This window comes from Ruegeria sp. CDSB136, assembly GCF_059610965.1.
In genome coordinates this window covers 62,381-84,776 of the sequence record NZ_JBXWOP010000012.1, presented here as the reverse complement: position 1 = coordinate 84,776, position 22,396 = coordinate 62,381, and the positions used below count along the sequence as shown (strand labels likewise).

The window sequence follows — 22,396 nt, the reverse complement described above, 5'->3', positions numbered from 1 at the left end:
GGCGCAAGTGCTCAGGTCACTTGCGAGGGAGGAACGCGTTTTCTTTCCATACGGCATAGCCATCCCGGAATTCGTTCATATCGGTCAGAACCTTGTTGAAGAACTCGTCATTAGCGGCCTGTTCGGCGGCAACCTCTTCCCAGGTGGTGCGGAAGGTGGCCAGCATCTCGTCGTTCCACTGTTTGATCTGCACGTCGTTGTTTTCGACGTTGTCGATCAGTGCTGCGTGCTGGATCGCCTCGCCTTCGGCAAAACTGTCCGCCATCGACGCCTTACATGCGTTTTTGATGATCGCTTTGTGCTGATCGCTGGCTTCGCTCCACACATCCTTGTTGATCATCAGTTCAAACACGGTCGCCTGCTGGTGCCAGCCGGGGAAGTAGTTGTACTTGACCAGTTTGTGGAACCCCAGACGCGCGTCGATGGCAGGCATCGAGAATTCAGTCGCGTCAATCGCGCCTTTTTCCAGTGCCGGGAAGATCTCACCACCAGGCAGCAGCGACGTGGCAACGCCCAGCTTCTGCATGACTTCACCGCCCAGACCGAAGAAGCGCATCTTTAGGCCATTCAGGTCTTCGGGGCTGTTGATTTCATTTGCGAACCAGCCCGAGGTTTCCGGTGCAATGATCGCGCAGGGGATGACATGGACGTTGAATCCGGCCTGATCATACATCTCCTGATACAGGCTCAGCCCGTTGCCATAGTAAAGCCATGCCATGTATTCGCCGGCTTCCGGGCCGAAAGGCACGGCCGAGAACAGCGGAGCGGCGGGGATTTTGCCAGCCCAGTACCCGGCCGTGGTGTAGCCCGAATTGATCTTACCCGAGGATACGGCGTCCAGAATTTCAAACGGCGGAACCAGCTTTCCCGGCTCATAAACTTTCATTTTCAAAGTGCCGCCGGACATCAGGTCCAGTTGCTCGGCCACGCGCGGGATCGGCGAGCCAAGGCCCGGAAGCGCCGTGGAAAACGCAATCGGGGTTTTCAGCAACATCTTGTCAGCGGCCTGAACGGCGGGTGCGGCCAGAAGCGAGGCCGCAACGGCGAGCGAGGTCAGGGTGGTTTTCATGTGTACTCCTCCAAAGTGCAGGTCAGCCATCAGATCTGACCGGTCTCACCGCAGTGGCGGCATATGAGGTAAATATTGTTGACCACTTTATTCAGTCAACAATTTTATTTACCTCTTGGCGCCACATTCTCCGTTTTCGAGCTCAGGCGATTATTCGCTTTCGAAAAGCCGCAATTAATCAAGAAAGTTTATTTTCTAAATTTTACAGAGATATACGCCGCTCACACCCATCCGTATTATTGGGTATTTTTCCTTGCATTACAGACGTACAGTGGTAAATTTTAAAGACAACTGGAATTTTGTGATTTCCGGCAAGCGAGGAAAAGAATTGAGCACCAGCGGGCCTTTTGAACCTGTCGGCCACGAATCAATCGCCGACGCGGTGGTCGAACAAATCGAGACGATGATCGTCGACGGCATCCTCAAGGAAGGGCGCAGATTACCATCGGAACGGGACCTTGCAGAAGCGATGGGCGTATCGCGCCCAAAACTGCGGGAAGCGTTGCAAACTCTGGAGCAACAGGGGCTGGTAACTGTCCGTCACGGCGAAGGGACATTTATCGCGCCTCTGACCGGACGGGCGATGTCGCCCGCACTGCTGTCGCTTTACGCCCGTCATGGCGGCGCATTTTATGACTATCTTGAGTACCGACGCGAACAGGAAGCCTTTGCCAGCCGGCTTGCGGCGCAGCGCGCGACACAATCCGACAAGGAACGCATCTCGGACATTATCGCGGAAATGCAGAAAGCCTGGGAGGAAGATGATACCGACGCCAGCCAGGAAGCTGATTTTCGCCTGCACACCGCCGTGGTCGACGCCAGCCAGAACACGACCCTTATTCATATGATGGCCTCGATCTACGATCTGACGCGCCAGGGCGTATTCTACAATCGAAGGTTTTTGCGCACGATGGACGGGACCGGAGAAGTGCTGTTGCAACAGCACAAGGACATTGCGCAGGCTATTCTGGATGGCGACCCGGACAGGGCCGAGGCCGCCGCGCGAAACCATATGGACTTTGTGGAAACGTCGTTTCGGACAGGGCAGGAACAACAGGCCCGGGAAATCAGGGCCGCGAAGCGCCGTCAGTTTTCCTCCTGAGCCTGCCAGTGGAGAGCGGATATGGTTGAGTTCGAGCAGCAACGCCAATCGGTAATCAAAACCTGTTTGCACCTAACCGGTGAAGGGTATCTTGCGGGCACCGGCGGCAATGCCTCCTTGCGTCTGAGTGATGAACTATTTGCAATCACACCGTCCGCTACGGAATATCCGTCGCTGACACCGGAAGACATCGCGGTGCTGAGGCTGGATACTTTGGAACAAGTGGATGGAACCAAACCGGCCTCCATTGAAAAAGCGATGCACGCGCAATTGCACCATGCATTCCCCGGCCGCCGAGCCTGCATTCACACGCATCAACCAGTGGCAAGTGCCGTTGCACTGCTGCATCAGCGACTTGAGTGGCCAGAAGGCACGGAAACAGATCTGCACGGGGATCACGTCGGGCTCGCGGAATACCAGTTCTCCGGCACCAAAGAACTGGTAAACGCCTTGAAACAGGCTTTGCGCCCGAATGTGTTTTGTTACCTTCTTGCCAGCCATGGTGTCATCGCTTCGGCCTCATCTCTGGAAAAAGGCGCGGAATTGGTGGCTGCGATCGAATTTGCCGCCGCGCAATACCTTGCTGCTTTGATCCGGAATTCCAATGAATTGCCTGAGATGACTCGTCAGTTGGTATCTGAAACACTGAGCATGGTCCACGAACAAGGGCTCACGTCATGACCCGCAATGTGGACGTCGAACATCAATTGCAGTTGGCTGCGTCTCGCTTGGCGGCCAAAGGCTTGCTGCAATCCGGCGACATGATGTCGATGCGGGTACCTGACGAGAATGCGACGGTCAGCGTACATACGGACGGCTCGTTCAGTCGCAGCGAAATCGAAGCATCCGGAACCACGCATGCGCGTATCTACGCGGCGCGTCCCGATGTCGGCGCGGTGTTGCAGTTCGATCTGATCTGGACCCGCGCCATGCATGAGATGCGCGCCACAATGCCCTCAGTTTTCGATGAACAGATGATCCGATTGGGACGCTCTGTTCCTTGTCTCGGCATCTCAAGCGACGATAACCTTCTGATCCCTGCTATCGCAGGACAAAACAACGCCTTTGTCTGCAACGATACTACGTTTTGCTTCGGAACAGGCCTTGAAAGGTTGTTGCTGAACGCCGAGTTGCTGGAAAAATGCGCTAAAGCCTTTTTACTGGCGCGCGCTTCGGGCCAGCCGGTGCACGAGATCCCCATCGCCGAGCAAGACATGGCCGCAGGCCGCCTGAAGAACGAAGAAGACGCCGCAGCCGCGCGACACCGTCAAGGGCTCTATTCCATTCTGACCAAAGGTTACTGAACCACCGGCAGCCCGCCAGCAAAGGTGAGGGTTTCAACCTTGTTGTTTGTGACCATCTTATCGTCCACCTCCAGTGGCCAACCAGTTGGCACCGGAACAACGGGCCGCAAAACCTCTTTGAAATTCAGCGCCCGTTTTTGTATTTTGGATACAAAGCCACCCAAGCTCGAGATCACTCAATGCCCAACACGCGCGCAATTTCAAGACAAAGCCTGCCGGATGTCATCACCAACGACTTGCGCGAAAGAATACTGAACGGGGAAATGGCCGAGGGTGAAACCATCAGGCAGGAAGCGCTGGCGGAAGAATATGACGTATCCCGCATGCCCATTCGCGAAGCACTGAAACGGTTGGATGCCGAAGGGCTGGTGCAGTTGACCAACAACCGGGGCGCGTCCGTTACAACGCACTCCCTGTCCGAGATCGGTGAAATCTTCGACCTGCGCGTTTTGATGGAGGTCGATTTGTTCAAGCGCGCGATTCCACATTTGACCGACGCTGATTTTTCAAAATGCGAAAAACTGCTGGATGAGATGGAAAAGTCTTATGACGCTTATGATGTCGGGCGGTGGGGCAGCCTGAACTATCAATATCATATGGCCCTTTACGCCGCCGCGGGGCGTGGGTTGACGAACGAAATTCTGCAACGGGTCAATCGTCAGTCAGACCGTTATGTCCGCCTGCATTTGAGCGTCATGAAACAGCGCGAGCCCGCCAAAAAGGACCATCAGCAGCTGTTGTCTCTTGCACGCGAAGGTCGCGCAGACGAAGCATGCGATCTGCTGACCAGACATATTCAGCGCACCAAGGATCAGCTATTGGAAATGGTCGTGGCCAGACGTGCAGCCGAAGACCGCTGACAGATCAGGACAAAGGATAAAGACAGGCGACCTGATGGTCAGTACCGCGCAGACCCGGTGGAGCCGCTCGGCACTGGTCAGTTGCCAGCCAGCATCGCTGGGCAAATGCGCAACCTTTTGGAACGTTCATCGGTGACGGCAGTTCCCCCTCCAGCTTGATCCTTTCCTTGCGGGCATCCGGGTCGGCCCGGGGTGTCGTGGACAACAGCGCCTTGGAATAGGGATGACGCGGGGCGGCGAACAGCTGCTCTTTGGGGGCTTTTTCGACCGCACGGCCCAGATACATGACAATCACGTCATCAGCAAAATGCCTGACAACCGAAAGGTCGTGAGAAATGAACAGGTAAGCCAGGTTCAGCCTCTGCTGCAAATCCACCAGAAGGTTCAGGATTTGCGACTGAATGGAAACGTCCAGTGCCGAAACCGGCTCATCCAGCACCAGAACCTTGGGGTTCAGCATCAATGCGCGGGCAATGGCGATCCGCTGACGCTGACCACCCGAGAACATGTGAGGATAACGATCATAGTGCTCTGGTCGCAGGCCAACCATCTCGATCATTTTCCGCGCGCTGGCTTCGCGATCCGCAGCGGACATATCGGGCCGGTTGATGATCAATGGCTCCTGAAGGATCTGACCGATCCTCTGACGCGGATTCAAGGAGCCGTATGGATCCTGAAACACGATCTGCACCGTTTCGCGCATTTGCGCCCATTTCGACGGTGTTATGTCGATCCCATCAATTGTCAGACTTCCCGAAGTCGGCTCTTCGATCATCGTTACCAGCCGGGCCAGAGTTGACTTGCCGCATCCCGATTCGCCGACAACGGCCAGTGTTTTTCCGGGTTTCAGATCAAAATCGACCCCAGACAAGGCTTTGACCGTTGCCGGTCTGGACAACAGCCCGCCCTTGACGGTGTAGAAACGCGCAAGCGCGGTCGCCCGTACGATAGGTGCAGTCATGCGATTTCTCCGGCTGCAATCTTTTCGACATGATGGCATCTCGCCTTGCCGAATGCGTCACTATGCGGTGTCGGGGGTGTCTGGACACAGGTTTCGTCGGCGAAACGGCAACGCGGGCCGAAAAGGCAACCCTTGGGCCGGTCGAACTGCCCCGGCACCACGCCGGGAATTGTTGGCAGCGTTTTGGACGTCGCCCGTTCAGGCAGAGCGCTCAGCAAAGCCGAAGTATAGGGGTGGCGCGGCGTGCGGAACAGATCGCCCACCGGCTGTTCTTCGACCTTCTGCCCGGCATATTGAACCTGAACCCGCTCGGCGGTTTCTGCCACCACACCCATGTCGTGGGTGATCAGGACCAGCCCCATGTCCTGCTCGTCCCGCAACCGGACCAGCAGATCGAGGATCTGCGCCTGAATGGTCACGTCCAGCGCCGTGGTCGGCTCATCCGCAATCAGAAGCTTGGGCTTACAAGCGATGGCCATCGCGATCATGACACGCTGATTCATACCACCGGACATCTGGTGCGGAAACGTGTTCAGACGGCTGGCCGGAGCGGGAATACCCACCTGATCGAACAGTTCGATCGCGCGTTCGTGCCGTTCCTTGCGATTCAGTCCAAGATGGATGCGCAGCGCTTCTTTGATCTGGAAGCCGACCGTGAAACAAGGATTCAGCGATGACATTGGCTCCTGAAAAATCATCGCCATATCCTTGCCGATGATCTTGCGCCGTTCGCGGGCCGAAATACCGACAAGATCGCGCCCTTCAAAGCTCATCTCATCAGCCGTGATTGTCGCTGTCCACGGCAACAGGCCCATCAGCGCCAGCATCGACACCGATTTGCCAGAACCGCTTTCACCCACGATGGCCAGCAACTCGCCCTTGTTGACCGACAGGTCGACACCGTCGACGGCACGGAACTTGCCCGAGGCGGTAGCGAATTCCACTGTCAGATTGCGGATCTGCAAAAGGCTCATGCGATCAGCTCCGTTTCAGTTTCGGGTCCAGCGCGTCGCGCAGCCCATCGCCCATAAGGTTGATGGCAAGTACCGTGATCAGGATGGCCAGACCCGGAAAAGTTACCACCCACCAAGCGCGCAGAATGAATTCGCGCGCTTCGGCAAGCATGGTGCCCCATTCCGGTGTTGGCGGCTGTGCGCCCATGCCCAGAAAGCCAAGAGCGGCCGCATCCAGTATGGCCGTTGAAAACGACAGCGCCGCCTGCACGATGATCGGCGCAAGGCAATTGGGCAGCACCGTGATGAACATCAGCCGCGCTTTTCCCGCTCCGGCCACCCGGGCGGAAGTGACATAGTCTTTCTGGCGTTCCGCCAAAACCGAAGCCCGGGTCAACCGCACGTAATGCGGCTGGAACACGATGGCGATGGCGATCATCGCGTTGGTCAGCGAAGGCCCGAGGATGGCAACCAGAACCAGAGCCAACAGCAATGACGGGAAGGCCAGAATGATGTCCATCACCCGCATGATCAGAGTGTCCACCCATTTCGGTGCGAACTCTGACAGCAATCCGATCATCACCCCGCCCGACACTGCGACACAGACCACGACAATCCCCACAAAGAAGGAATAACGTGACCCCATGATCAACCGTGACAGCATGTCCCGGCCGAGTGGGTCTGTACCCAACGGGAAAGCCCAACTACCGCCCTCTTGCCAGGCGGGAGGTTGCAGGATGTGTTCGCGGAATTGCTCGGTCGGGTCATACGGGGCCAACAGGGGCGCGAACGCTGCACAAAAGACAAAGACGGCAAAGACCCACAAACCGATGACCGCGCCTCGGTTTTCGCTAAAATAATACCAGAACTCACGCAGTGCGCTGGGGCGGCTTTCGGATTTGGGTTGGGGTGCGGGAAGCTCGGCCATCACCGCCTCCGGATCTTGGGGTTGATGATGCCGTAAAGGACATCGACCAGCAGGTTCACAAGCATCACGATCACCGCAATCATCAGCAGACCGCCCTGCACCACCGGATAATCACGGCGGAAAATGCTGTCGACCATCCACTTGCCGATACCCGGCCAGCTAAAGATCGTCTCGGTCAGGATCGCACCGGCCAACAAAGTGCCGACGGACAGACCGATCACCGTAACCACCGGAATCAATGCGTTGCGCAAGGCATGCAGCCCGTTGATCCGAGCCGGAGACAGACCCTTGGCACGAGCCGTTCGGATATAGTCTTCGCCCAGAACTTCCAGCATCGCGGAACCTGTCTGCCGGGCAATCACCGCCAGGGGGATCGTACCCAGAACGATCGTCGGCAGGATCAGGTGTCGCACGGCTGATCCAAACGCACCCGACTGACCGGACAACAGACTGTCGATCAGCATGAACCCCGTGACACTTGGGAAGTAATACAGCAGATCAATCCGCCCCGAGACCGGTGTCCAGCCCAGATTGCCGGAAAAAACGATGATCAGCAGCAGCGCCCACCAGAAGATGGGCATTGAATAACCCACCAGAGCCGAGGACATCAGTGCCCGGTCAAAGAACTTGCCCCGGTTTACCGCCGCAATAACGCCCGCCGGCAGCCCAAGGACAACCGCAAATATCATCGCGCAGAGCGACAATTCCAGAGTTGCCGGGAACAGGGCAAAGAACTCATCCCAGACTGGTTTTTTGGTGACAAAGCTTTCGCCCAGCCCAGCTTCTCGACCATTTCCTGATAGCGTTCCTCGGTCATGCCGCGTTCACCTGCCATGACAATGATGGGATCGCCCGGAAGAACCCGGATGAACATGAAGGAAATCAGCGTCACACCCAGAAAGGTTGGGATGAACATACCCAGACGGGTGAGAAGATAGCCAAACATCAGCGACCTATGATTCTGAGATCCTTGGGAAAGCTGGTCAATGACCGGCAACCGTCATCCGTCACCAGTACGTCATCTTCAATGCGCACACCGAAATTGTCCAGTTCATAAAGCCCCGGCTCATTGGTCCACACCATGCCAGCACGGATCACCTGATCGTTGCCGCGCATGATATAGGGGGCCTCATGCACATCGCGACCCAGCCCGTGGCCTGTCTTTGTGCGGATACGGTCGGCAAATGGCGAAGCCTCAAGCACGCCTATTACCGCGTCATCTATGTCATGAGCGGTCACGCCTGGACGGCACATTTCGAAACCCTTCAGATTTGCACGCAGCACAGTGTCATAAACCGCCCTGCCCTCGTCCGAGACCTCACCCACAAAAAAAGTACGTGAGATATCCGCTGCGAAGCCGCGCTTGCGGGCCCCGAAGTCGAACAGCAGCGCATCTCCTGACTGTATCTTGTAATCCGCACGCGCCTTGCCATGCGGACGGGCCGAATTGTCCCCGGCTGCCACGATTGGGTTGAATGCCAGCGACTCTGCCCCTTCGGCGAACAATGCCTGTATCAGCGCCTGCTCAACCTGCTTTTCGGTCTGGCCTATGCGCACATTCGCGATGACCTGCTCCAACGCGCGTTCGGAAACATCAATGGCCGCCTGCAAAGCCGCGATATCATCGTCGGTCTTGACGATCCGCAACCCTGAAATCTCACGCTCGCCATCCACGATCTTCAGGTTCGGCATTGCGCGGGTCAGCGCTTTGGACACAAACACTCGCATGACCTGACCTTCCACCGCCACGGACGACAGCGGCATGTGATCGGCCAGCGCCGCAAAAGCACCATCATAACCGGTCTGATCGAACCAGTCGTACACAGCGCCATCAAATCCGACCAGTTCCCACGAACCAAGTTCAAGGTTGGGTACGATAGCTGCCGGTTCACCGTTTGCGGGGATCACAACCAGAAAGGGGCGTTCGTGACTCATGAAAGCCTTGCCCAGCGCGCGGGTGAAATTCGGGCCGGGCACCAGCGCCACGGCATCAACTGACATATCGCGTGCCAGTTGGCTGTATTCGGACAAATCCGGCATTCCGGCCAGTCTCCAATAGCAAGAAAGCCAGAGCCGCCAAATCGGGCGGCTCTGACAAGTGAGTGGTGGTTTATTCGACGCTCACACCATAGAAGATGTGGCCGCCCAGCGGGTGCACCTTGTAACCCTGCACCTTGTTGCTCATCGGCATGTAGACAACCGAATGTGCGATGGTTGCCCACGGCGCCTGATCCTTGAAGACCACCTGCGCGTCTTCGTACAGTTTGGAACGCTCGGCCTGATCAGTGCTTTGCTTGGCTTTCTGGATCAGTTCTTCGAAGGGCTCGTGGCACCATTGTGCGCGGTTGGACGCTTCGCGACCGTCACAGCCCAGCAGCACGGCCAGGAAATTGTCCGGGTCGCCATTGTCACCTGTCCAACCCAGCAGAACCGCGCCATCCCGGTTCAGCTCTTTCGAGCGCGACAGGTACTCGCCCCATTCGTAGGACACGATTTCGACGTCCACACCGACCTTGGAAAAGTCTTCTTGGATCAGCTCGGCCATACGACGTGCATTCGGGTTGTAGGGACGCTGCACAGGCATCGCCCAGACCTTCATCGACAGATCAGACACGCCTTCAGCTTCCAGCATCGCCTTGGCCGCTTCCGGGTCATAGGCGTCGTCTTCGATGGCATCGTTATAGCCCCACATGGTTGGCGGGATCGGGTTCTTGGCCGCTTGGCCCGAGCCCTGGAAGACCACGTCGATGATCGCCTGCTTGTCGATCGCCATGTTCAGCGCCTTGCGCACCTTCGGATTGTCGAACGGCGCCATGGTGGTGTTGTAGGCCAGATAACCAACGTTCAGACCTTCCTGCTCCATCATGTTGATGTCGGCGTCATCCTTCATCGCCTGAATATCGGCAGGGTTCGGATACGGCATCACGTGGCATTCGCCCGCTTTCAGTTTCTGATAGCTTACCGACGCGTCCGGAGTGATTGCGAAAATCAGGTTTTCGACCTGAGCCGGGTCTTTCCAGTAATCGGCATTCTGAGCATAACGGATCACCGCGTCCTTCTGATGGGCCACGAACGAGAACGGTCCGGTGCCGATGGGCGCTGTGTTCAGCTTTTCAGGTGTCCCGGCCGCCATCATCGCGTCCGCATATTCCGCCGACAGGATCGAGGCGAAATCCATCGCCATGTTGGCCACAAACGGCGCTTCAGGCTTGGAGAGTGTAAATTTCACCGTATAGTCGTCGATCTTTTCCACCGACTCGACCAGATCCGGCATACCCATACCCTGGAAATACTCCCAGGTGCCGCCCGAGACCTGATTATAGGGGTGGCTTTCTTCTTTCTGGCGCATGAACGAGAATATCACGTCATCCGCGTTGAAATCACGGGTCGGGGTGAACTCGTCATTGGAATGGAATTTCACGCCCTGACGCAGTTTGAATGTATAGACCAGACCATCATCGCTGGCCTCGACACTTTCGGCCAGACCGGGGATCACATTTGTCGTGCCGGTTTCAAACTCGAGCAGTCGGTTATAGATCGGGTGCGAAGAGGCATCAAAGGTTGTTCCGGCAGTAAACAGCGCCGGGTCGAACCCCTCAGGTGATCCCTCAGAGCAATAGACCAGAGTGTTAGCCTGCGCCACGGCACCCGTCAGGGCAATCGCCGTGGCTGCGGCCAGCAATTTGAGTTTCATGAATTTCTCCCAGAAATGGACTTCTCAAGACAATCGCAGGGCTCATTGTCGTCAGAGCATTCAGTGACAGCACAGGTCGATGCGATCTGTCTCAGCAATGTATCCAAAATACAATATCCATTGTCAACTGGCAGGCTGCTGCAAACTTGGTTTTCCGGAAATGCCTTCCGGTTATCCCTATCGAGGAGTCCGATGTCTTTGCGCGACATCAAATGCAGTTTCAGTAAATTGGATTGCGGAATACACCTCCGCGTCGGCATCAGAATCTTTGTGAAATTGTGTGTAAGTCAGGCCCCGTAGCGCGCCATGAACATGTCAACGGCCTGCTGCGCGACTTCATCGATCTCGGCCCGGGTGAAGCTTTTCTGAAAACCAAAAATCGCCCGGGTCCAGATCCGCACCTTGCACAACTCCGAAAATTGTTCGGCGGCGATAAGGACATCGTCGATGGCCAATTCTCCCTTGGACACCGCTTTCTCAAGATACTCCGCCAACTGGCACTGACCATTTCGGGGACCCGCATCATAAAACGCCCGAACCAACTCAGGGAACCTGTCACGTTCAGCAACACAGATCCGAAACATTTGCTGGGCAATATCCGAAACCAGAAATTCGGTTAGCTGCGTCGCTGCGATAGTCAGCACTTCCCTTGCCGGTTTGCTGTCGTCCACCATCGCAACCACACGATCAGCCATGCGGGTACATTCGGTTTGGGCGACCTCCATGAACAGCAGCCTTTTGTCCGGGAAGTAGCTGTACAACGTTGCCTTCGAAACCCCGGCCACCCGAGCTATGTCGTCGACACTTGCACCCTCGAACCCATCCGCCAAAAAAACCTCTCGGGCGCCGCGCAGAACCTGATCGAATTTCCGGCCTGTGCGCAGAATTGTGGCGGCTTGGGTCATGTCTTCTCCTGAAGTGGTGCCTGACCTGAATTTATAAACCGTTCAGTTCAGATACAACGATTCTCGTATTTCCAAGCGGTTCAAACCGACAATTGTAACGAACCGAGTGCCATTTCCCCGCTAAAAGCACAACAAGCCTTTCCGAAAATTCGATCTTCATACGCCGAAGGCTTGCGACGCGGAAAATCCGTGCTACCAGTCTGCCCATGGTCGATATTTTCCTGCGCACGCTGCCCTTCTTCGCGATTATCGGCCTGGGATACTGGGCCGGGCGCAGTCGGTTTTTTTCCGAGGAAGCGACCGCATATCTAACCAAGTTCGTTTTCTACTTCGCGCTGTCGGCCATGTTGTTCCGATTTGCGGCCACATTGCCCTTTGCCGAGATTTTCAACGGACGGCTGGTACTGGGATATCTGATCGGCACTGTCACCGTTTACTTGCTGGCCACGTTTGTGGCGTGGCTGCGTGGTCTGGATGTTCCGACCGCCGCGGTCGAGGCGCAATGCGCAGCCATCGGAAATGTGGGCTTTCTGGGTTTACCTATGCTGGCGATGATGTTCGGGCAGGCCGCGATCGGCCCTGTCATGCTGGTCCTGACGGTCGACCTTGTGGTGTTTTCGTCGCTGATCGTAATCCTGATCAATGGCGGACGGGACGGTGCGCTGAAACCCGCAACCCTTCGACTGATCGGCATGGGTCTTCTGAAAAACCCGATGATCGTGTCGATCTCTGCCGGTTTGATATGGTCAGCCCTGCAGGTCCCCGTGCCTGCGCCGTTGAATGACTTCCTGACAATCCTCGGAGGTGCGGCGACACCGGGTGCGTTGTTTGCCATCGGCGCATCTTTGGCGGGCAAATCGGCCGAACGCGTGCAAATCGCCGCCTGGCTGAGCTTTTGCAAACTGATTGCGCATCCGATCTGCGTGGCCATTGCCCTGATCTGGCTGATCCCTGTCGCCGCCTTCCCCGCTTCGGTTGCAATCGCCGCTGGCGCCCTTCCTGTTGCAGGCAACGTGTATATGCTGGCAGCCCATTATGGGGTCGCACCGCATCGGGCCTCGGCCGCGATTTTGTTGTCGACGATTACCAGCATCCTGACGATACCGCTTGTCATTGCCTGGGTGGGCACTCTCTGATCTTCACCTTTTCGAAAAATACTCTCGCCGAAGGCACCTGCACTTTACGGCAGGGCCTGTGACCGTTAGCCATGGGTCGAACCCAATACGAGGACAATACCTGATGGAAACCCTTTCCGAGAATGCCTGTTTCGGCGGCGTACAGGGCGTTTATCGCCATGCCTCAGCCGCGTGCAAATGTGACATGACCTTTGGGCTGTTTTTGCCGGCCGAGGCCAAGGACGGCCCGGTTCCTGTCCTGTGGTATCTGTCTGGCCTGACCTGCACCCACGAAAACGCCATGACCAAGGCCGGTGCGCAGGCCTGGGCCGCGGAACAGGGCATTGCCGTGGTATTTCCTGACACATCACCCCGGGGCGAAGGCGTCGCAGATCACGAAGACTATGATCTGGGCCAAGGCGCGGGTTTCTACGTGAACGCAACCCAGACCCCATGGGCACCGCATTTCAACATGTGGGACTACGTTGCCGAGGAACTACCCGCCCTGCTGGTTGAAAACTTCGCCATCGACAGCGGCCGGCAAGCCATCACCGGACACTCTATGGGCGGGCATGGCGCATTGACGCTGGCGATGAATCTGCCCGGCCGGTTCCGGTCGGTTTCGGCTTTTGCACCGATCTCCAACCCGACTGGCGCAGATTGGGGCCGCAAGCAGCTTGGCGCTTATCTGGGCGATGACGAAGCGGTATGGGCCAAACATGACGCGTCCTTGCTGATGAAGGAAAAGGGCTTTGACGGCCCAATCCTGATCGATACCGGAACCGATGATCAGTTCATCGATCTTCTGCGCCCGGAAACGCTGGCGCAAGCCATCGCCGAGCGCCGTCAACAGGCGATCTGCCGCCTGCAGCCTGGTTATGATCATTCGTATTTCTTCGTGTCCACATTCATGGAAGACCACATCACCTTCCATGCCGAGGCCCTGTACGGAGACTGAGGAATGAGCAAGTTTGACTATGACCTGATCATCATCGGGTCCGGCCCTTCGGGTCGTGCTGCGGCAATTCAGGCGGGCAAACTGCAACGCCGTGTTCTGGTGATCGACCGCAAGGACCGGTTGGGAGGTGTTTCCGTTCACACTGGAACAATCCCGTCAAAGACCTTGCGCGAAACTGTTCTGAACCTGTCCGGCTGGCGCGAGCGCAGCTTTTACGGGCGCTCCTACCGGGTCAAGGACCAGATCCGCGCCGAGGATCTGAAGGCGCGGCTGCACATGACACTGGACCACGAGGTCGATGTGCTGGAGCACCAGTTCAACCGCAATCACGTGGAGACCCTGAACGGTCTGGCGAAATTCATCGGCCCGCACGAGCTTGAAGTTGCGACCGACGCGGGTGAAACAACGCGACTGACCGCCGCAAAATTTCTGATTGCCACAGGCACCAAAACATATCGCCCCGATTACGTTCCCTTCAACGGCAGAACGGTTGTCGATGGCGACGAGTTTCTGGAGATGGCCGAAATTCCACGTTCACTCTGCGTGATCGGCGCCGGGGTGATCGGTGTGGAATACGCCACCATGTTTTCGGCTCTGGACGTGCGTGTCACGCTGATCGAACCGCGCGAGACGTTCCTCGACTTCATCGACAAGCGCCTGATTCACGACTTCACCCATCAGATTCGCGAAAACGGTGTCGATCTTCGTCTTGGTTCGGCGGTCGAAAAGATCGAGGATGCCGGCGGGCATGTCGAGATCACGCTGGACAATGGACGCCACGTCCGGGCCGAGATGCTGCTGTTTGCCGCCGGTCGCATGGGCGCGACCTCGGCCCTTAATCTGGACGCGGTTGGGCTGGCAACCGACCATCGCAACCGGATTGAAGTGGATCGGAAAACCTATCAGACCGCTGTGCCCCATATCTATGCCACCGGCGATGTGATCGGGCATCCGTCGCTGGCCTCAACCTCGTTGCAACAGGGCCGCGTCGCCGCCTGTCACGCACTCGAGACGCCCACACTGCCGGAAAGCCCCTGGTATCCTTACGGCATCTATTCTGTTCCCGAGATTTCCACCTGCGGCATGTCCGAGGAAGAGTTGCAGGAACGCGGTATTCCCTACGAAGTCGGCGTGGCCCGATTCCGAGAGACTTCGCGCGGGCATATCATGGGGCTCGAGCATGGCATGTTGAAAATGCTGTTCTCGTTGAAAACCCGCCGGGTTCTGGGGGTTCAGATCGTCGGGGAAGGTGCGACCGAACTGATCCACATCGCACAGGCGGTGCTGAACCTGAAAGGCACGGTGGACTACTTTGTTCAGAACACGTTCAACTATCCGACGCTGGCCGAGGCCTACAAGATCGCCGGTCTGGACGCGTTCAACCGGATGCCCATCCCCGAAGAGTTCAAGGTCCGTAAGAAATCTACTGAACCCTCCAAGAAAGAGGCAACAAAGGCGTGACGACCCTTTACGTCGATGGCGATGCCTGCCCCGTAAAGGCTGAGGCTGAACGAGTGGCCACGCGGCACAAGGTGCCCATGGCGCTGGTGTCGAACGGCGGACTTCGTCCATCGGCGAACCCCTTGGTGCAGATCGTCATCGTCGCCGAAGGGGCCGACGAGGCAGACAAGTGGATCGCCGAACGGTGCGGGCCGGGGGATGTGGTGATCACTTCAGACATTCCTTTGGCTGCGAAATGCGTTGAAGCAGGCGCACGGGTTCTGCGCCCCAATGGCGAAGCGCTCACTGCCGCCAATATCGGGCAGCAACTTGCCATGCGGGACCTGATGGCGGATCTGCGGGCCGCCAATCCCCTGGGTTCGGGAGGCGGCGGAAAACCGTTTGGAAAAGCGGACCGGTCGCGGTTTCTGGACGCGCTGGAACGTGAGTTGCGTGCAGCACTCAGGAGTTAGTGCCCTTGCTGGGTGCGGCCACGTTGCAAACGCGCTTCTCTCTGTGGTGTCAGGCGGCACGACGTGCTGGATTTGGGCGGACCGACTGCGTGACACAATGGAATCCCAAACTGTCACTCTGACGCAATTGCGCCGCGCGAAAACCGGAAGACCCTGCACATTGCCGTTGCAGCGACCGCGCAATTACAATCACATACGCCCATGACTCTGCCAACGATCACATCAGAGCAAAACGGCGACGGCCTGCGCATATCAGTGGCCGGTGATCTGGTGACTCAGTCGTTGGAACACATCGAGCGCGCCTTTGCCGCGATGCCCCCGTCAGGCAAAGACGTGACCTTGGACCTGTCAGCCGTTGACTCTCTGGATACCGGCGGCGCATGGCTGGTGGCCGATCTCGCGCGCCGATACAAGGCTGCGGGGGCTGAAACGCAGTTTTTGGGCGCTTCTCCCGCTCATTCCGCGCTGATCGATACCGTATCCCGAAACATGCCGGAAAAGTCCAGCACGGTGGAGGGGCGCCGCAGCTTTGTCGACTGGGTCGGTCATCTGGGCGAGAAAACCGTTGGCGCAGGAAGAGATGCCCTGTCGATTCTGGAATTCACGGGGCTGACTTTGCACCGCCTGACCCGGACACTGGTGAAACCATGGCGCCTGCGCCGCGCGGCGTTGGTCACCCATATGGAGGAGACCGGCTTCAAAGCCCTGCCAATTGTTGGATTGATGGGTTTCCTGATCGGCGTGGTTCTGGCGTTTCAGGGGGCGACGCAGCTCAAACAGTTCGGCGCCGAGATTTTTGTGGTCGAACTGATCTCGATCTCGGTTCTGCGGGAACTGGGCATCCTGCTGACGGCCATCATCGTTGCGGGCCGGTCCGGCTCGGCCTTTACCGCGTCTATCGGGTCAATGAAGGTACAGGAAGAAATCGACGCCATGCGCACGTTGGGCCTGGATCCGATTGAGGTACTCGTGGTACCGCGTGTGCTGGCGCTGTTGATCATGTTGCCGATCCTCGGCTTCGTCGCCGACATGGCCGGCCTGATCGGCGGCGCGTTGATGAGCTGGATCGACCTTGGTGTCAGCCCGGGAATGTTTCTGACGCGCCTGAAGGAAAACACAGGTGTCTGGCAACTGGCGGTCGGACTGATCAAGGCCCCGTTTTTCGCCTTTGTGATCGGCATCATTTCCTGCTGGCAGGCAATGCAGGTGAAAGGATCAGCCCAAAGCGTGGGCCAGAGAACAACCGCGTCCGTCGTGCAGTCCATTTTCTTGGTGATCGCCATCGACGCCCTGTTTTCGATCTTCTTCTCCGAGATCGGGGTCTGACATGGACGGTACGGCCCCTCAGAAATCCCAACAGACGAATACGCAGCGCGAAGCGGTAATCCGAGTGCGCGGATTGAGAAACCAGTTCGGACCGCAGGTTGTGCATGACGGCCTGGATCTTGATGTTTGGCGCGGTGAGGTACTGGGCATCGTCGGTGGTTCGGGCACCGGGAAATCGGTGCTGTTGCGAACCATTGTGGGGCTGAACAGACCCGCCGCTGGTAGTATCGAGGTTCTGGGTGTCGATGTACTGAACGCGCCCGATGAAGAACGTCAACGGATCGAAAAACGCTGGGGGGTGGCCTTTCAGGATGGGGCTTTGTTTTCGTCGCTCAGCGTGCTGCAGAATGTCATGACCCCGCTGCGTGAACACACCGGGATCAGCGAAAAGCTGATGGAAGCACTGGGAAGCCTGAAGATAAGTCTTGTCGGGTTGCCACAACTGAGCTGCGGCAAGTTTCCGTCCGAGTTATCAGGCGGTATGCGCAAACGCGCGGCTTTGGCACGGGCTCTGGCACTGGACCCCGAGATCGTGTTTCTGGATGAGCCGACCGCCGGGCTGGACCCGATCGGGGCTGCTGCCTATGACGATCTGATCGGTGAATTGCAGCAGGCGCTTGGGCTGACGGTCTTCATGGTAACGCATGATCTGGACAGCCTTTATGCGATTTGCGACCGCATTGCCGTGCTTGCAGAAAAACGCGTGCTGGTTGAAGGTCCGATTGAGGATATGGTCAAAGTAGATCATCCTTGGGTGCAGGAGTATTTCACAGGCCCCCGCGCGCGTGCAGCGCAACAGAAGGGGCAGGACAGGTAGAGGCGATGGAAACTCGGGCGAACTATATCCTGATCGGAGCGTTTACCCTGGCGGGCATACTGGGCGTGTTTGGGTTTTTCCTGTGGCTGGCCAAGTTCGAGGTCAATCGCCAATACGCCTATTACGACGTTCTGTTCGAAAACGTGTCAGGTCTGTCAGCAGCTGGCGGCGTCAGTTTCAATGGTCTGCCCGTTGGTCAGGTGGTTTCACTCAGGCTGGATGAGGGTGACCCCTCAAAAGTCCGCGTTAAGCTCGAGGTGGACGCCGACATTCCCGTAACATCGGAAACCGTCGCCCAGCTTCAGTCGCTTGGCGTCACGGGTGTTGGCTATGTCGAACTGACCGGGGGATCGGTCAATGCGCAGCGGCTGCCGGAAAACAGCGTCATCAAAAGCAAGCGCAGCACGATACAGTCACTGTTCGAAGGAGCCCCGAAGGTTCTGGATCAGGCGATCGTGCTTTTGGAAGACCTGAGCGCCGTGGTGGACGAAAAAAACCGCAAGGCAGTCTCGGATATTCTGAACAATCTGGCGTCAGCGTCCGGGCGGCTGGATAACACTTTGTCGGATTTCGAAAGCCTTTCAAAAGACATCAGCGGAGCCGCAAAGAACATCGGCGCGTTTACCGATCGGCTGGACCAGTTGGCAGACACCGCGGACACCACCCTGAAGGCGGGCACGGACACGCTGCAAAGCATAAAAACCGCCTCAGACTCAGCTGTCGGCGCATTGGATGAGGCCAAGACAACTCTGGCCACGGCCGATCAGGTGTTGAAGCAGGACATCAAGCCGTTCCTGGATCGTGGCTCACAACTGGCCGAACGTCTGATCGGCCTGTCTGACGAGGGCAGCGTGGCACTGGGCGTAATTTCGGAAACGGTGCTGAACGCAAATTCGACCTTGGCCACGATCTCATCGACAATGGACACGGCCAATGGGGCGCTCGCTTCGGCCGAGCGTGCTTTTGATTCAGCCAACCGTGTCATGGACGAAGATGTTTCGGTCGTCGTGGAAGACATTCGGAACGCAGCCAATCAGGTGGCGGAGACAGTTTCAAATGTCACGGAGCGGATCGACAAGATATCTGACGACATTCTCAATGCCTCGAAATCCGCATCCGAATTGCTGGAAACGATCGATGGCATCGTGCAGGACAACCGCCGGCAGGTCTCGGATTTCCTGCGGGTCGGATTGCCGCAATTCGTCCGCTTCATCGAGGAATCCCAGCGTCTGGTCATCAGTCTGGATCGCCTGGTCGACAAGGTCGAGCGTGACCCGGCGCGCTTCCTGCTGGGCACACAAGCTTCGGAGTTTCGCCAATGATTAAACGCCTCTCTCTGGCTCTGATGATCGGGGCGCTTGGCGGTTGCACGGGGTTGGGCACGCTGAAACAGGCGTCGAAGCCGAACGATCTGTATCTGCTGACGCCCAAAAGCACGTTTTCGTCATCGCTGCCGCGCATCAGCAAGCAGATCGTCGTCGAGGAGCCAACGGCAACGGCGGCCGTCAACACCGACCAGATTGCGGTGCAGCCTAACCCGTTGCAGGTCCAATACCTTCCACGTGCCAGATGGGTCGACCGTGCGCCGTTGATCGTTCAGGCCCTTTTGGTGGAGAGCTTTGAAAACAGCAACAAGGTAGCCGCAGTGGGTCGGTCCACAGTCGGTCTGCGCGCTGATTATGTGATTGTGCCTGATCTGCGCGAGTTTCAGGGGATCGTGGTCGCCGATACCGAAAACACCAAAACCGTGCGTGTCGAAGTGCGGATGAACATCAAGATCATCGATGATTTCGACGACAAGATCATCGCTTCGAACTCGTTCCAGGAATTTGTCGTCTCAGCCAGCGACCAGACGCCAGATCTGGTCGAGGCTTTTGACGTCGCACTGGGAAAAACCATGCGCGACGCCGTGGAATGGAGTGTCCGCAGGATCAACAATCACGCGGCCAGCAACCCCCGCGCATTCTGATCCTGCACCAAAGACTACTCGGACAGCGACTCGGACAGCCGCATCAGCGTCACGGCTTCCGCACGGTAGCCGAACGGGTCATCGCCTTTGGCTGCATTTGCCAGTGAAATGGCGTCGTCGTAGGACCAGGTGCCCAAATATTCACCGCCGCGCAACAACTGGCCAAACCCGGCAATCGCAGTTGAAAAGCGTGCATCATCGGTCGGCACCCCCTGCCCCGGCAGGATAGGTTGCTCGATCATCTGGCTTTGGCTGGCACCGGGGACCTTGTAACGCAACTTGAAGAACCCGATCTCATCCAAGCCGTCCGGTGCGGTTTCATTTGCATAGCGCAGCGGTCCGTTTCGAATGGCGTCCGAGCCTGTGGGCGTCACCTCGTAGATGGCGGTCACGCTATGGCCCGCACCGATATCTCCGGCGTCCACCTTATCGTTTGAAAAGTCCTCGCGCCGCAGGGCACGGGTTTCATAGCCGATCAGACGGTATTCAGCGATTTGTGCAGGATTGAACTCGACCTGTATCTTGACGTCATTGGCAATGGGGAACAGCGCCCCGGTCAGTTGATCGACCAGAACTTTACGCGCCTCGCCCAGCGTATCGATATAGGCCGCCTGGCCGTTTCCATATTGCGCCAGCGCCTGCATGGTCGCGTCATCCAGATTACCCCGGCCAAAACCAAGCACGCTGAGATAGGTTCCGCTGTCCCGTTTGCGGGCAATGAAATCCTTCAGCGCGTCCGGGTCGGACAAACCGACATTGAAATCCCCATCCGTCGCCAGGATCACGCGCGTGACGTCCCCGTCATCTGCCATGGCCTCGGCAACCTGATAAGCCTGCTGCAACCCCGCCTGACCGGCCGTCGATCCACCCGCCTGCAACTGATCAAGGGCGTTCATGATCTTGGTCCGATCCGCCGCTGTGGTCGGCTCCAGAACCTGACCCGCACTGCCGGCATATGTCACGATCGAGACCTGATCTTCGGGACGAAGCTCGGACAACAACAGGCGGAAGGATTGCTTGAGCAGTGGCAACTTGTTCGGCTGCTGCATGGACCCCGACGTATCGATCAGAAAAACAAGGTTCAGCGGCGGCCGATCTTCAATCTGCGGCAACGCGCCCTGAATACCGATATGCACAAGCTGAGTACCCTCGTTCCAGGGCGTCGGTGTCACCGTGATTGTCGGCCGGAAAGGCGCATCCCCTTCGGGAGCGGGATAAGTGTAGGGGAAATAGTTCACCATCTCTTCGACCCGCACCGCATCTTTGGACGGCAACCGACCGTTCATCAGAGAGGATCGGACAATGCCATAGGACGCAGTATCCACATCAATTGAGAACGTAGAGACCGGATCGTCGGTGGTGATCTTCAACGGGTTGGTTTCGGTGTTGGAAAAGGTTTCTGTGTTTTGTTCTTGTTCGGCAACCGGTGCAAGCATGCGTTTCGCAGAATGTTCGGACTCGCCGGTCGCATATCCCAGGACGACACCGCCAACGAGCGCCTCAGCCATGCCCCTCTCGGGTTTTGCAGGCGGCACGATAGCCTCTGCTGCAGGAACATCGGCAATCGGCTCCTCCAGCAGGGACTGGGGCACAGCATGGGCAATATCCGCCTCCGGTTTTGAACCCACTTGTGGAGATGACGCGTTGCTTTCGCTGCGGGACAATGGATTGACCACGAGGTCCTGCGCCTGCGGTACGATCAGGATCAGGGCAACAGCGGCTATCGCAGTGGTCGCGGTCAGCACGCCACGGTGGGAGAGGGCATTCAACATCGATTTCGCTCCTTCAGTCATGCGGGCCAAGAGGCCTCGCTTGACAGTGGGACGCGCCCCGTTGCCCGATCCTTGGGCGCGGGAGAAATTTTTTTGCGCCATGGCCAGGTTTTCAGCCCGGCGCCGGGCATCCGGTGCGGGGGTTGCCGCATCCATCAGCGCCTTGAGATCATCCAGATCGTCGGTCATTGCGCCAACTCCTCTTGCCGCATTGCCTTCAGGCGTTTGCGGACATCCGACATCCGCCAGGATATCGTACCTTCCGAGACACCCAGGACCTGAGCCGCCTCGGCATGGGTCATTTCATCCTCAAGCGTCAGTGCCAATGTGTCCTGCAGCTCCTGCGGCAGCGACCGCATAGCCCGTTGCAGCCAATCCATGGCTTTTGTGGTTTCTGCCGCCTCCGCGCGGCGCATTTGTTCGACATCGCCCCACCCCGCCGCGGCTTTTTCATGGCTTGCCCGGCGCCGTCGCGCATCTTCTGCCGCGTTGACCACGACGCGGTACAGCCACGTGGTGAACTTTGCCTGTGCCCGAAACCCCTTGATCTTGGCCGGTAGAGCGGCACAGATATCCTGCGTCAGATCCTCGGCCCTGTCCGCGTGACCGGTCAGCCGAAATGCCAATCGGAAGACGAGATCATAGTGGCGCGCCAACAAGGTGGCGAACGCGTTCGCGTCGCCTTTGGCTGCCGCCTTTGCCAGGTTTTCGTCAGACGTCGTCATCCGCATCACGTTGATAAGACGGATA

Annotated in this window: 21 protein-coding genes and 1 pseudogene; 12 read left to right on the top strand and 10 right to left on the bottom strand. The window is 57.6% G+C overall.

The genetic code is table 11. From position 1 onward, the window contains the following. Positions 1–16: 16 nt before the first annotated feature. Positions 17–1,069: a TRAP transporter substrate-binding protein gene (locus AC2FIR_RS13985; protein ID WP_496746270.1), complete on the bottom strand. Its 1,053-nt coding sequence runs from the start codon at positions 1,067–1,069 to the stop codon at positions 17–19. 328 nt (positions 1,070–1,397) lie between these two features. Between AC2FIR_RS13985 and AC2FIR_RS13980 the strand changes: the two genes are divergently transcribed. The 4 genes from AC2FIR_RS13980 to AC2FIR_RS13965 all read left to right on the top strand — a co-directional run bounded on the left by AC2FIR_RS13980 (position 1,398) and on the right by AC2FIR_RS13965 (position 4,335). Beyond that, the gene (locus tag AC2FIR_RS13980) at positions 1,398–2,171 is read left to right on the top strand and encodes a FadR/GntR family transcriptional regulator (RefSeq protein WP_480492070.1); all 774 of its coding nucleotides are present in this window, start codon (positions 1,398–1,400) and stop codon (positions 2,169–2,171) included. 21 nt (positions 2,172–2,192) lie between these two features. Next, complete coding sequence (locus tag AC2FIR_RS13975) at positions 2,193–2,852, top strand: class II aldolase/adducin family protein (protein WP_496762554.1); 660 nt, start codon at positions 2,193–2,195, stop codon at positions 2,850–2,852. Beyond that, positions 2,849–3,475, top strand: a complete 627-nt coding sequence (locus tag AC2FIR_RS13970) for a class II aldolase/adducin family protein (RefSeq protein ID WP_480492074.1) — start codon at positions 2,849–2,851, stop codon at positions 3,473–3,475. Before AC2FIR_RS13975 ends, AC2FIR_RS13970 begins: the two co-directional genes overlap by 4 nt. A 179-nt stretch (positions 3,476–3,654) precedes the next feature. After that, positions 3,655–4,335, top strand: coding sequence for a GntR family transcriptional regulator (locus AC2FIR_RS13965; protein ID WP_496746266.1), 681 nt, complete (start codon positions 3,655–3,657; stop codon positions 4,333–4,335). Between the two features lie 4 nt (positions 4,336–4,339). Here AC2FIR_RS13965 and AC2FIR_RS13960 read toward each other — a convergent pair whose 3' ends face one another. The 7 genes and pseudogenes from AC2FIR_RS13960 to AC2FIR_RS13930 form a co-directional block, all read right to left on the bottom strand. Beyond that, positions 4,340–5,296: a dipeptide ABC transporter ATP-binding protein gene (locus tag AC2FIR_RS13960; RefSeq protein WP_170807560.1), complete on the bottom strand. Its 957-nt coding sequence runs from the start codon at positions 5,294–5,296 to the stop codon at positions 4,340–4,342. After that, positions 5,293–6,270: an ABC transporter ATP-binding protein gene (locus AC2FIR_RS13955; protein ID WP_170807559.1), complete on the bottom strand. Its 978-nt coding sequence runs from the start codon at positions 6,268–6,270 to the stop codon at positions 5,293–5,295. Before AC2FIR_RS13955 ends, AC2FIR_RS13960 begins: the two co-directional genes overlap by 4 nt. A gap of 4 nt (positions 6,271–6,274) precedes the next feature. Then, positions 6,275–7,177, bottom strand: a complete 903-nt coding sequence (locus AC2FIR_RS13950) for an ABC transporter permease subunit (protein ID WP_496746263.1) — start codon at positions 7,175–7,177, stop codon at positions 6,275–6,277. Beyond that, a pseudogene (locus AC2FIR_RS13945) lies at positions 7,177–8,123 on the bottom strand (ABC transporter permease subunit). Before AC2FIR_RS13945 ends, AC2FIR_RS13950 begins: the two are co-directional and overlap by 1 nt. Beyond that, on the bottom strand, positions 8,123–9,217 hold the full coding sequence (locus tag AC2FIR_RS13940) for a M24 family metallopeptidase (RefSeq protein ID WP_496746261.1): 1,095 nt from the start codon (positions 9,215–9,217) through the stop codon (positions 8,123–8,125). The pseudogene AC2FIR_RS13945 and the gene AC2FIR_RS13940 overlap by 1 nt, the downstream one beginning before the upstream one ends. A gap of 70 nt (positions 9,218–9,287) precedes the next feature. Next, positions 9,288–10,871, bottom strand: a complete 1,584-nt coding sequence (locus tag AC2FIR_RS13935) for an ABC transporter substrate-binding protein (RefSeq protein ID WP_496746259.1) — start codon at positions 10,869–10,871, stop codon at positions 9,288–9,290. 287 nt (positions 10,872–11,158) lie between these two features. Beyond that, entirely contained in the window at positions 11,159–11,776 is a 618-nt protein-coding gene (locus AC2FIR_RS13930) for a TetR/AcrR family transcriptional regulator (protein WP_170611340.1), read from the bottom strand. Positions 11,777–11,982: 206 nt separating this feature from the next. Between AC2FIR_RS13930 and AC2FIR_RS13925 the strand changes: the two genes are divergently transcribed. The 8 genes from AC2FIR_RS13925 (at position 11,983) to AC2FIR_RS13890 (ending at position 19,874) form a co-directional block, all read left to right on the top strand. Then, positions 11,983–12,912 carry an AEC family transporter gene (locus AC2FIR_RS13925; protein WP_496746257.1) on the top strand — a complete coding sequence of 310 codons (930 nt, stop codon included), beginning with the start codon at positions 11,983–11,985 and terminating at the stop codon, positions 12,910–12,912. Between the two features lie 103 nt (positions 12,913–13,015). Continuing rightward, positions 13,016–13,849 (top strand): S-formylglutathione hydrolase, encoded by an 834-nt coding sequence (gene fghA, locus AC2FIR_RS13920; RefSeq protein ID WP_496746256.1) that lies wholly within the window; start codon positions 13,016–13,018, stop codon positions 13,847–13,849. 3 nt (positions 13,850–13,852) lie between these two features. Beyond that, positions 13,853–15,310 carry a Si-specific NAD(P)(+) transhydrogenase gene (gene sthA, locus AC2FIR_RS13915; protein ID WP_170681244.1) on the top strand — a complete coding sequence of 486 codons (1,458 nt, stop codon included), beginning with the start codon at positions 13,853–13,855 and terminating at the stop codon, positions 15,308–15,310. Then, complete coding sequence (locus AC2FIR_RS13910; protein ID WP_170807551.1) at positions 15,307–15,762, top strand: YaiI/YqxD family protein; 456 nt, start codon at positions 15,307–15,309, stop codon at positions 15,760–15,762. The genes sthA and AC2FIR_RS13910 overlap by 4 nt, the downstream gene beginning before the upstream one ends. Positions 15,763–15,963: 201 nt before the next feature. After that, entirely contained in the window at positions 15,964–17,088 is a 1,125-nt protein-coding gene (locus AC2FIR_RS13905) for an ABC transporter permease (protein ID WP_170681241.1), read from the top strand. Position 17,089: 1 nt separating this feature from the next. After that, positions 17,090–17,905: an ABC transporter ATP-binding protein gene (locus AC2FIR_RS13900; RefSeq protein WP_480912880.1), complete on the top strand. Its 816-nt coding sequence runs from the start codon at positions 17,090–17,092 to the stop codon at positions 17,903–17,905. A 5-nt stretch (positions 17,906–17,910) separates the two neighbouring features. Beyond that, on the top strand, positions 17,911–19,227 hold the full coding sequence (locus tag AC2FIR_RS13895) for an MlaD family protein (protein ID WP_170611354.1): 1,317 nt from the start codon (positions 17,911–17,913) through the stop codon (positions 19,225–19,227). Continuing rightward, entirely contained in the window at positions 19,224–19,874 is a 651-nt protein-coding gene (locus AC2FIR_RS13890; protein WP_170611356.1) for an ABC-type transport auxiliary lipoprotein family protein, read from the top strand. The genes AC2FIR_RS13895 and AC2FIR_RS13890 overlap by 4 nt, the downstream gene beginning before the upstream one ends. Positions 19,875–19,888: 14 nt before the next feature. Here AC2FIR_RS13890 and AC2FIR_RS13885 read toward each other — a convergent pair whose 3' ends face one another. Together AC2FIR_RS13885 and AC2FIR_RS13880 are read right to left on the bottom strand one after the other, a co-directional pair. After that, positions 19,889–21,835, bottom strand: coding sequence for a vWA domain-containing protein (locus AC2FIR_RS13885; protein WP_496746250.1), 1,947 nt, complete (start codon positions 21,833–21,835; stop codon positions 19,889–19,891). Beyond that, positions 21,832–22,371 (bottom strand): RNA polymerase sigma factor, encoded by a 540-nt coding sequence (locus tag AC2FIR_RS13880; RefSeq protein ID WP_496746249.1) that lies wholly within the window; start codon positions 22,369–22,371, stop codon positions 21,832–21,834. Before AC2FIR_RS13880 ends, AC2FIR_RS13885 begins: the two co-directional genes overlap by 4 nt. Between the last annotated feature and the right edge of the window lie 25 nt (positions 22,372–22,396).

Bases quoted from the DNA above. Each gene is read 5' to 3' on its own strand.
- AC2FIR_RS13985 (WP_496746270.1), bottom strand. From the start codon at position 1,069: ATGAAAACCACCCTGACCTCGCTCGCCGTTGCGGCCTCGCTTCTGGCC.
- AC2FIR_RS13975 (WP_496762554.1), top strand. From the start codon at position 2,193: ATGGTTGAGTTCGAGCAGCAACGCCAATCGGTAATCAAAACCTGTTTG.
- AC2FIR_RS13970 (WP_480492074.1), top strand. From the start codon at position 2,849: ATGACCCGCAATGTGGACGTCGAACATCAATTGCAGTTGGCTGCGTCT.
- AC2FIR_RS13965 (WP_496746266.1), top strand. From the start codon at position 3,655: ATGCCCAACACGCGCGCAATTTCAAGACAAAGCCTGCCGGATGTCATC.
- AC2FIR_RS13960 (WP_170807560.1), bottom strand. From the start codon at position 5,296: ATGACTGCACCTATCGTACGGGCGACCGCGCTTGCGCGTTTCTACACC.
- AC2FIR_RS13955 (WP_170807559.1), bottom strand. From the start codon at position 6,270: ATGAGCCTTTTGCAGATCCGCAATCTGACAGTGGAATTCGCTACCGCC.
- AC2FIR_RS13950 (WP_496746263.1), bottom strand. From the start codon at position 7,177: ATGGCCGAGCTTCCCGCACCCCAACCCAAATCCGAAAGCCGCCCCAGC.
- AC2FIR_RS13940 (WP_496746261.1), bottom strand. From the start codon at position 9,217: ATGCCGGATTTGTCCGAATACAGCCAACTGGCACGCGATATGTCAGTT.
- AC2FIR_RS13935 (WP_496746259.1), bottom strand. From the start codon at position 10,871: ATGAAACTCAAATTGCTGGCCGCAGCCACGGCGATTGCCCTGACGGGT.
- AC2FIR_RS13930 (WP_170611340.1), bottom strand. From the start codon at position 11,776: ATGACCCAAGCCGCCACAATTCTGCGCACAGGCCGGAAATTCGATCAG.
- AC2FIR_RS13925 (WP_496746257.1), top strand. From the start codon at position 11,983: ATGGTCGATATTTTCCTGCGCACGCTGCCCTTCTTCGCGATTATCGGC.
- fghA (WP_496746256.1), top strand. From the start codon at position 13,016: ATGGAAACCCTTTCCGAGAATGCCTGTTTCGGCGGCGTACAGGGCGTT.
- sthA (WP_170681244.1), top strand. From the start codon at position 13,853: ATGAGCAAGTTTGACTATGACCTGATCATCATCGGGTCCGGCCCTTCG.
- AC2FIR_RS13905 (WP_170681241.1), top strand. From the start codon at position 15,964: ATGACTCTGCCAACGATCACATCAGAGCAAAACGGCGACGGCCTGCGC.
- AC2FIR_RS13900 (WP_480912880.1), top strand. From the start codon at position 17,090: ATGGACGGTACGGCCCCTCAGAAATCCCAACAGACGAATACGCAGCGC.
- AC2FIR_RS13895 (WP_170611354.1), top strand. From the start codon at position 17,911: ATGGAAACTCGGGCGAACTATATCCTGATCGGAGCGTTTACCCTGGCG.
- AC2FIR_RS13890 (WP_170611356.1), top strand. From the start codon at position 19,224: ATGATTAAACGCCTCTCTCTGGCTCTGATGATCGGGGCGCTTGGCGGT.
- AC2FIR_RS13885 (WP_496746250.1), bottom strand. From the start codon at position 21,835: ATGACCGACGATCTGGATGATCTCAAGGCGCTGATGGATGCGGCAACC.
- AC2FIR_RS13880 (WP_496746249.1), bottom strand. From the start codon at position 22,371: ATGACGACGTCTGACGAAAACCTGGCAAAGGCGGCAGCCAAAGGCGAC.